Origin of the sequence: Arthrobacter sp. 9E16 (assembly GCF_002929435.1) — a bacterium.
Lineage (GTDB): Bacteria > Actinomycetota > Actinomycetes > Actinomycetales > Micrococcaceae > Arthrobacter_B > Arthrobacter_B sunyaminii.
This window is the reverse complement of record NZ_PJIU01000002.1, coordinates 1,216,621-1,224,237: the sequence shown is the minus strand read 5'-3', so window position 1 is coordinate 1,224,237 and position 7,617 is coordinate 1,216,621. Positions and strand designations below refer to the sequence as shown.

Sequence of the window (7,617 nt, the reverse complement as noted above, 5' to 3'; positions counted from 1 at the left end):
ACGCGTGGATACTTTTTCATGACAGGCACGGTTGAACGTGTTTGGTTGTGACCCATTGTTTTCCCCTCCACCAGGAGTATTTTGGCTGGTGGTGTGGGTGGTAGGGTTACGGCGGTCATAGCGTGGGGGAAACGCCCGGTCCCATTCCGAACCCGGAAGCTAAGACCCACTGCGCCGATGGTACTGCATCCGGGAGGGTGTGGGAGAGTAGGTCACCGCCGGACAATATTTGGTTGAGAGGTTGAGGCCCGTATCTTTTGGTACGGGCCTCAACTGTTTAAGTCCCCGCGTGGGCCCAGATCGCTGCTGTCGTGGGCCGGGAGGTGGGAAGACTCACCTATTCCCTGCAGCGCTTCACGGTAAGGGATGTCCATCCCGGAACGTACCTGGACTAGAATCAGACTGTGCCTCTTTAGGCCCCCAAACTTTCTAACCGACTTTTATATATCCATAGTGACGAGCGACTGCAGTAAATTCCGTTGGTCGGCTCACGACGAGAGGAACTCACCAGCATGTCAGAGCAAAATAACAGGGATCAGCGCGGCGCCGGAAGCAACGCCGCCCACAGCAGCAGCTCGTCAGATAAGCGGGATGACCGCGGACGTCCCGCCACCAACGACCGGAATGCTCCTAAGCGTTTCGAAGACCGCAAGCCGTCCTTCGGCGGCAGGCCTGCGCGTGACGGTGAGCGGAAGTCCTTTGGTGATCGCGGCGCGTCCTCAGAACGCAAGCCTTACTCAAAGGATCGCAAGCCGTCCTTCGGGGACCGCCCTGCTCGCGGTGACGACGATCGTCGTCCGGCACGCGATAACGACCGTAAGCCGGCATTCGGTGACCGCGGTGACCGTAAGCCGTCCTTCGGCGACCGTCCTGCCCGTGGCGGAGATGACCGCCGTCCGGCACGCGACAACGACCGTAAGCCGTCCTTCGGCGATCGCGGTGATCGCAAGCCTTCGTTCGGTGGTGACGATCGTCGTCCGCCGCGTGATGGTGAGCGCAAGCCGTTCTCTGAGCGCAGCGGTGAGCGGAAGTCCTTCGGTGACCGTGGCGATCGTAAGCCGTCCTTTGGTGACCGTGGTGACCGTAAGCCGTCCTTTGGTGATCGCGGTGATCGCAAGCCTTCGTTCGGTGGTGACGATCGTCGTCCGCCGCGTGATGGTGAGCGCAAGTCCTTCGGTGACCGTGGTGACCGTAAGCCGTCCTTTGGTGATCGCGGTGACCGTAAGCCTTCGTTCGGTGGTGACGATCGTCGTCCGCCGCGTGATGGTGAGCGCAAGTCCTTCGGCGACCGTGGTGACCGTAAGCCGTCCTTTGGTGACCGTGGTGACCGTAAGCCGTCCTTTGGTGACCGTGGTGACCGTAAGCCGTCCTTTGGTGACCGTCCGGCCCGCGGCGGAGATGACCGCCGTCCGGCACGCGACAACGACCGTAAGCCGTCCTTCGGGGATCGCGGTGACCGTAAGCCTTCGTTCGGTGGTGACGATCGTCGTCCGCCGCGTGATGGTGAGCGCAAGTCCTTCGGTGACCGCGGTGACCGTAAGCCGTCGTTCGGTGACCGTCCTGCCCGTGGTGGAGATGACCGTCGTCCGGCTCGTGACAACGACCGCAAGCCGTCCTTCGGCGACCGTGGCGACCGCAAGCCGTCCTTCTCGAAGGACCGGCCGGCCCGGGGCGAGGATGCGCCGGTTGTTGAGCACAAGCACAACGCCCGCGACCTGCGCAGCGCCAACCGCCCCGACCGTGAGCGTTCCCCCGAGATCGATGACGATGTCACAGGACAGGAACTGGACAAGGTCACCCGCGCCCAGCTGCGTGTCCTGGAAGAAGTCAACGGTGAGTGGGTCTCCAAGCACCTGGTCATGGCCGGACGCCTGATTGACATCGACCCTGAGCTGGCCTTCCAGCATGCGCTGGCTGCGAGCCGCCGCGGCGGACGCATGGCGGCAGTCCGTGAGGCAGTAGCCCTCACGGCGTATGCTTCGGAGAACTTTGCGGAAGCCCTGCGCGAATTCCGGACCTACCGCCGCATCAGTGGCTCCAATGCCTACCTGGCCATGATGGCCGACTGCGAACGCGGCCTCGGCCGTGCGGACCGCGCCCTGGACATTGCACGTTCGGACGAGGCGAAGGAGCTGGACACAGCAGGCCAGGTGGACATGGCCATCGTGGCATCGGGTGCACGGATGGACATGGAGCAGTACGACGCGGCCGTGACCGCACTGGAAATCCCGCAGCTGGACAAGAACCGTGCGTTCTCCTTCAGCCCCCGCCTCTTCCGTGCCTATGCTGACGCCCTCGAGCTGGCAGACCGCAACGAAGAAGCCGAGCAGTGGCGCAACCGTGCGCTGCTGGCCGAAAAGGCACTGGGTATCGGGGAGTTCGCTGAGCCGGACATCTACGATCTCGACGACGAAGAGGAAAAGCCGGAGAAGCCGCGCCGCGGCCGCGAGGACCGTGAAAGCCGCGACGATCACCGCGGTGCTGAGCGTTCGGACACCCCCTTCGCTGCTCCGGTTGAAACCGAGCCGGCAGATGCCAACGGCGACCTGGACCTGACGGACGACGTCGACACGTTGCCTTCCGATGACCAGGAAGGCGTGATCGGCGTCCTTGAAGCCGAGGAAGAGGACGACGACAACACCGTCGAACAGCACGACGACGGCAATGACAACGAGGAATTCTCCGCCGACGCACCTGCCGGTGACGTCGACGAGGACCGCTCGTAACACCATGGCGGACAATTCGCTGATTGCCGGATACGACGCCGTCCTCTCGGACTTGGACGGCGTCGTCTACGCGGGTCCGCATGCCATTGAAGGGGCCGTCGAGGCGCTGCAGCGTCTCGACGGCGTGGGTGTGCAGCTCGCCTACGTCACCAACAATGCCTCGCGTTCCTCCGAAACCGTGGCCGCGCATCTGCGCGAGCTGGGGGCGCCGGCAACAGCGGAGACCGTGTTCGGCTCCGCGCAGGCCGGTGCGGAGCTGCTGGCAGCTTCCGTTCCGGCCGGCGCAACGGTCCTGGTAACCGGAAGCGCCTGGCTTGCCGAGCAGGTGCGCGAACAGGGGCTGGTCCCGGTGCTTTCCGCTGATGACCGCCCCGACGCCGTCATCCAGGGCTTTGATCCCGCACTTGGCTGGAAAGATCTCGCGGAGGCGGCCTTCGCCGTCGGCCGCGGCGCTGTCTGGGTTGCCACGAACACTGATATGTCCATTCCGCAGGCCCGGGGGATCGCTCCCGGCAACGGAACCCTCGTGGCCGCCGTCGCTGCAGCCACGGGCAGGACGCCCCTGGTGGCGGGAAAGCCCGAGGCTCCGCTGTTCCTGACAGCGGCACGCCACCTGAAGGCCAAGGCGCCTTTGGTGGTTGGCGACCGGCTGGACACTGACATCTTGGGCGGCAACAACGCAGGATTCGCGACGGCAATGGTGCTTACCGGCGTTGACACACCTCAGACGGCGCTGGCAGCCCGCACGCAGGAAAGGCCGACGTATCTGGTCGAAAACCTCGACGCGCTCTACCGGCCGTATCCCGAGGTTGAAACGGCTGACGGCGTTAGCCGCTGCGGTACTGCCGTTGCCAGAGTCAACGGGAACACCGTGGAAATCACGGGCGACAGCACCGATTTGGATAGCTGGCGTGCAGCCTGCGCCGCATGGTGGAACGCCCGTCCTCACGAGGAGAATGCGACTGCTCCGGTGCTCAGCTGGACTGTCACTGCCGGCGGATAGGCTGGATTCGAAACGTTGGACAAGGGATGGGAAAACGCCGGATGGATGACAGCCAGATGGAGAACACAAGGACAGAGTCGGCGGGTGCCGCCGGCTCCTGGCCTTCCGTTTTGGTGACCACGCAGGATCCGGCGGTTGATGCCGCCCTGGCAGCTGTTAGGGACGTCCCGGCAATGCCCACCACCGAACACCTTGCCGTGTATACAGCGCTTCACGACGGTCTCCTGGCCCAACTGAACGCCGATCTTTCAGAGGAGCGCTAGAACGTGGCAAGACTTGACCAGGAACTGGTGACCAGGGGATTGGCCCGTTCCCGGACCCACGCCGCCAAACTCATTGCTGCCGGCCGGGTTTCCCGGGCGGGCGCCGTTCTCGGCAAGGCGTCGGCTTCCGTCTCAGGTGAGGACATCCTGTCGGTGCTCGACGACGGCGTCCCAGACTATGTCAGTCGCGCCGGACACAAACTCGCAGGCGCGCTTGTCGCTTTCCCGCAGGTGCAGCCCGCGGGACTTCGCTGCCTGGACGCCGGTGCTTCGACCGGTGGTTTCACTGATGTCCTGCTGCGGGGAGGCGCAGCTCGCGTGGTGGCCGCCGACGTCGGGCACGATCAGCTGGTGGAGGTGCTGCGCCGGGACCCGCGCGTTGATGTGCATGAAGGCATGAATGTGCGGTACCTGGATCCGGAGGACATCGGGGGACCGGTGGACCTGACGGTGGCCGACCTCTCCTTTATCTCCCTGACCATGGTGGTGCCTGCCCTGGCGAAAGCGACGCGCCCGGGAGGAAACCTGCTGCTGATGGTCAAGCCGCAGTTTGAAGTGGGCCGTGAGAAGCTGGAGAAGGCGGGGGTTGTTCTCGACCCACAGAAGCACCGAATGGCAGTGGCACGGGTGGTGGAGTCTGCCCTGACGGCGAACCTCCGTATTGGCGGCCTGGCGCCCAGCCCGCTGCCGGGCCAGAACGGCAACGTTGAGTTTTTCCTGTGGCTGCAGGTGCCAGCACCTGGAACATCGGTTGCGGAGCCGCCCGCGAATGCACAGGGAACCGCCCGGCGTTTGGTGGATGAGGCCTTTGACAGGTTTGATGGAGCCGGAAGTAAGCCGGCTGATCGGTTTGCAGACGGGGAACGCCCCGCCGAAGACTGACGGAATTCCAATCAGCTCCCTCGGGGGCGGAACAGGACGATACGCACATGAGCAGACGGATACTCGTGCTGGCCCACACCGGCCGGCAGGCTGCCATGGCTGCCGCCCAGGAAGCGTGCACCCAGCTCCACACTTCCGGATTGATTCCGGTCATGCGGCGCAAGGACCTGGAAGATATCCAGTCGGTTTACGGCGTCCTGACCGCACCCACTGAAATCCTCGATGAAGACGTTGCCCTTGACGGTGTGGATCTGGGCATGGTCCTGGGAGGGGACGGCACCATCCTGCGTGCCGCAGAACTGGTCCGCGATACGAACGTCCCGCTGCTGGGCGTGAACCTGGGCCATGTGGGCTTCCTGGCCGAAAGCGAACGCGCCGATCTTGCACAGACCGTGCACTGGGTGGTCGAGCGGGCCTACACCGTTGAAGAGCGGATGACCATCGACGTCAAAGTCTGGTTCGAGAATCAGCTGATTGCCCACACCTGGGCGCTGAACGAGGCCGCCATAGAAAAGGCCGACCGGCAGCGGATGCTCGAGGTAGTGGTGGAGGTCGATGCCCGACCCATCAGCTCCTTTGGCTGCGACGGCGTGGTCCTGGCTACTCCCACGGGCTCCACAGCATATTCCTTCTCCGCCGGCGGCCCCGTGGTGTGGCCCGAGGTGGAAGCGCTCCTGATCGCGCCCATCAGCGCACATGCACTGTTTTCCCGGCCGCTCGTCGTCGCCCCTGCGTCCATTCTTGCCGTGGAGGTCCTGACCCGCACAGATGCTGCGGGAGTGCTCTGGTGCGACGGCCGGCGCAGCGTGGAACTGCCGCCGGGAGCGCGGGTGGAAGTGACCCGCTCCGCCATTCCGGTGCGGCTTGCCCGTACCCACTCAACACCGTTCTCGGAACGCCTGGTGCGCAAGTTCCAGCTTCCCACCCAAGGCTGGCGCGGCCCGGTCGGCAGCCCGGGGGACCTTTCGGACAGCGTGGAAATTTCACGGCACACGGCAGACAGCGGAGGACCGGTATGATTGAAGAAATCCGAATCCGGGACCTCGGTGTCATCACGGACGCCACGCTGGAACTAGGGCCGGGATTCACCGTGGTCACCGGCGAAACCGGTGCCGGTAAAACCATGGTCATTACGGCCCTGGGGATGCTGCTGGGTGCACGGACCGACCCCGGAGCCGTGCGCACCGGAGCAAAGGCTGCCCTTGCGGAAGCTGTGGTCCGGCTTCCGCCGGAAAATGCCGCCGTCACCCGGGCGGAGGAAGCAGGCGCTGAACTGGAAACGTACGACGGCGTCACCGAGCTGATGCTCGCCCGAACCGTCAACGCGGCGGGCCGCAGCCGTGCACACGTAGGAGGGCGGTCCGCTCCGGTGGGCGTCCTTGCCGAAGTGGGCCAGCATCTGGTGGCGGTGCACGGGCAGTCGGACCAGCTCCGGCTCAAGAGCACAGCGGCCCAGCGGGAGGCACTCGACAAGTACGCCGGTCCGGTGCTGGCGTCCCTGCTGTCGTCCTACCAGGCGGACTACACGCGCTGGCGCGCTGCGGTCACCGAATTGGCCGATCTGCGCAACCAGGCCCGTGAGCGCCTGCGGGAAGCGGAGTACCTTTCGGCTTCACTGGAGGAAATCGATGCCCTGGAACTGCTGCCGGGCGAAGACGAAACCCTGAAGGCCGAAGCAACCCGGCTCAACAACTTTGAGGAGCTGCGCACCGCCGCCGTGGGTGCACATCAGGCTCTGATTGCCGGTGACTTTTCCGACGGGTCCGATGCCACCTCCCTCGTGGATGCAGCGAAACGCCAGCTTGAGCTGGCCGGCGAACACGACCCGGCACTGGCGGACTCAGCCAAGCGGCTGGCCGAGGTTGGCTACATCCTGACCGACATAGCCGCTGAGCTGGCCAGCTACAGTGCCTCCCTGGACGGGGAAGGCCCGGAACGGCTGGCCGAAGTGGAAACCCGCCGGGCTGAAATCTCCGCGCTGCTCCGCAAATTTGCTCCGTCCGTGGACGAAGTCCTGGAATGGGCCGAGACCAGCCGTGCCCGGTTGGCGGAGCTTGGCGACGACGGCAGCCGAATCGAAGCGCTGGAAGCGGAAATCACCGATCTGCAGGCCGGACTCACGTCAGCGGCAGCTGACCTGACCAAGCTGCGGACCGAAGCCGCTGCTGACCTGGCACAGCGGGTCAGCGACGAGCTGTCCGCCCTGGCCATGGCCGATGCCAACCTGGTCATCGAGGTCACAGCGGTGGATGAGCTGAGTATGCACGGAGCGGACAGCATCTCGTTCCTCCTGCAGCCGCATCCCGGTGCCCCGGCACGGCCGCTGGGCAAGGGCGCCTCCGGCGGTGAGCTCTCCCGCGTCATGCTGGCAATCGAAGTGGTGCTGGCCGAAGTGGACCCCGTTCCCACCTTCATTTTCGATGAAGTGGACTCCGGGGTCGGCGGAAAGGCGGCTGTCGAAATCGGGCGCCGGCTGGCCATGCTCGCGAAGCACGTGCAGGTGATTGTGGTCACCCACCTTCCGCAGGTGGCCGCGTTTGCCGACCATCACATCCGCGTGATTAAGATGTCCGCAATGGGGGAAGATGGAACAGGCGTAACCGCCAGTGACGTTACCGTTCTGGACGATGCAGAGCGGATCAAGGAACTTGCCAGGATGCTTGCAGGCCAGGAGGACTCCGAGTCCGCCCGGGCACACGCCGTCGAACTCCTGGCAGCGGCGGGACATCCGCCGCGTCAGTAG

General features: G+C 64.8%; 7 protein-coding genes and 1 rRNA gene. 7 read left to right on the top strand and 1 reads right to left on the bottom strand.

The annotated features are described in order from the left end of the window. Positions 1 to 107: 107 nt before the first annotated feature. Positions 108 to 224, top strand: a 5S ribosomal RNA gene (rrf, locus tag CXR00_RS12415). Between the two features lie 513 nt (positions 225 to 737). Here rrf and CXR00_RS18595 read toward each other — a convergent pair. Next, positions 738 to 1,853: a hypothetical protein gene (locus tag CXR00_RS18595; protein WP_258060415.1), complete on the bottom strand. Its 1,116-nt coding sequence runs from the start codon at positions 1,851 to 1,853 to the stop codon at positions 738 to 740. A gap of 6 nt (positions 1,854 to 1,859) precedes the next feature. On the opposite strand from CXR00_RS18595, the gene CXR00_RS12410 reads away from it, so the two are divergent. From CXR00_RS12410 to recN, 6 genes are read left to right on the top strand one after another with little or no spacing between them, the layout of a single operon-like run. After that, positions 1,860 to 2,726 carry a hypothetical protein gene (locus tag CXR00_RS12410; RefSeq protein WP_258060414.1) on the top strand — a complete coding sequence of 289 codons (867 nt, stop codon included), beginning with the start codon at positions 1,860 to 1,862 and terminating at the stop codon, positions 2,724 to 2,726. A gap of 4 nt (positions 2,727 to 2,730) precedes the next feature. Further along, positions 2,731 to 3,729: an HAD-IIA family hydrolase gene (locus tag CXR00_RS12405; protein WP_104054763.1), complete on the top strand. Its 999-nt coding sequence runs from the start codon at positions 2,731 to 2,733 to the stop codon at positions 3,727 to 3,729. A gap of 41 nt (positions 3,730 to 3,770) precedes the next feature. Continuing rightward, positions 3,771 to 3,992, top strand: a complete 222-nt coding sequence (locus CXR00_RS12400) for a hypothetical protein (RefSeq protein WP_104054762.1) — start codon at positions 3,771 to 3,773, stop codon at positions 3,990 to 3,992. 3 nt (positions 3,993 to 3,995) lie between these two features. Beyond that, the gene (locus CXR00_RS12395; protein WP_104054761.1) at positions 3,996 to 4,874 is read left to right on the top strand and encodes a TlyA family RNA methyltransferase; all 879 of its coding nucleotides are present in this window, start codon (positions 3,996 to 3,998) and stop codon (positions 4,872 to 4,874) included. A gap of 47 nt (positions 4,875 to 4,921) precedes the next feature. After that, the gene (locus CXR00_RS12390; protein ID WP_104054760.1) at positions 4,922 to 5,893 is read left to right on the top strand and encodes an NAD kinase; all 972 of its coding nucleotides are present in this window, start codon (positions 4,922 to 4,924) and stop codon (positions 5,891 to 5,893) included. Further along, positions 5,890 to 7,617, top strand: a complete 1,728-nt coding sequence (gene recN / locus CXR00_RS12385; protein WP_104054759.1) for a DNA repair protein RecN — start codon at positions 5,890 to 5,892, stop codon at positions 7,615 to 7,617. Before CXR00_RS12390 ends, recN begins: the two co-directional genes overlap by 4 nt.

Excerpts from the sequence above, each read along its gene's own strand:
- CXR00_RS12410 (WP_258060414.1), top strand. The coding sequence starts at position 1,860 with ATGGCCGGACGCCTGATTGACATCGACCCTGAGCTGGCCTTCCAGCAT.
- CXR00_RS12405 (WP_104054763.1), top strand. The coding sequence starts at position 2,731 with ATGGCGGACAATTCGCTGATTGCCGGATACGACGCCGTCCTCTCGGAC.
- CXR00_RS12400 (WP_104054762.1), top strand. The coding sequence starts at position 3,771 with ATGGATGACAGCCAGATGGAGAACACAAGGACAGAGTCGGCGGGTGCC.
- CXR00_RS12390 (WP_104054760.1), top strand. The coding sequence starts at position 4,922 with ATGAGCAGACGGATACTCGTGCTGGCCCACACCGGCCGGCAGGCTGCC.
- recN (WP_104054759.1), top strand. The coding sequence starts at position 5,890 with ATGATTGAAGAAATCCGAATCCGGGACCTCGGTGTCATCACGGACGCC.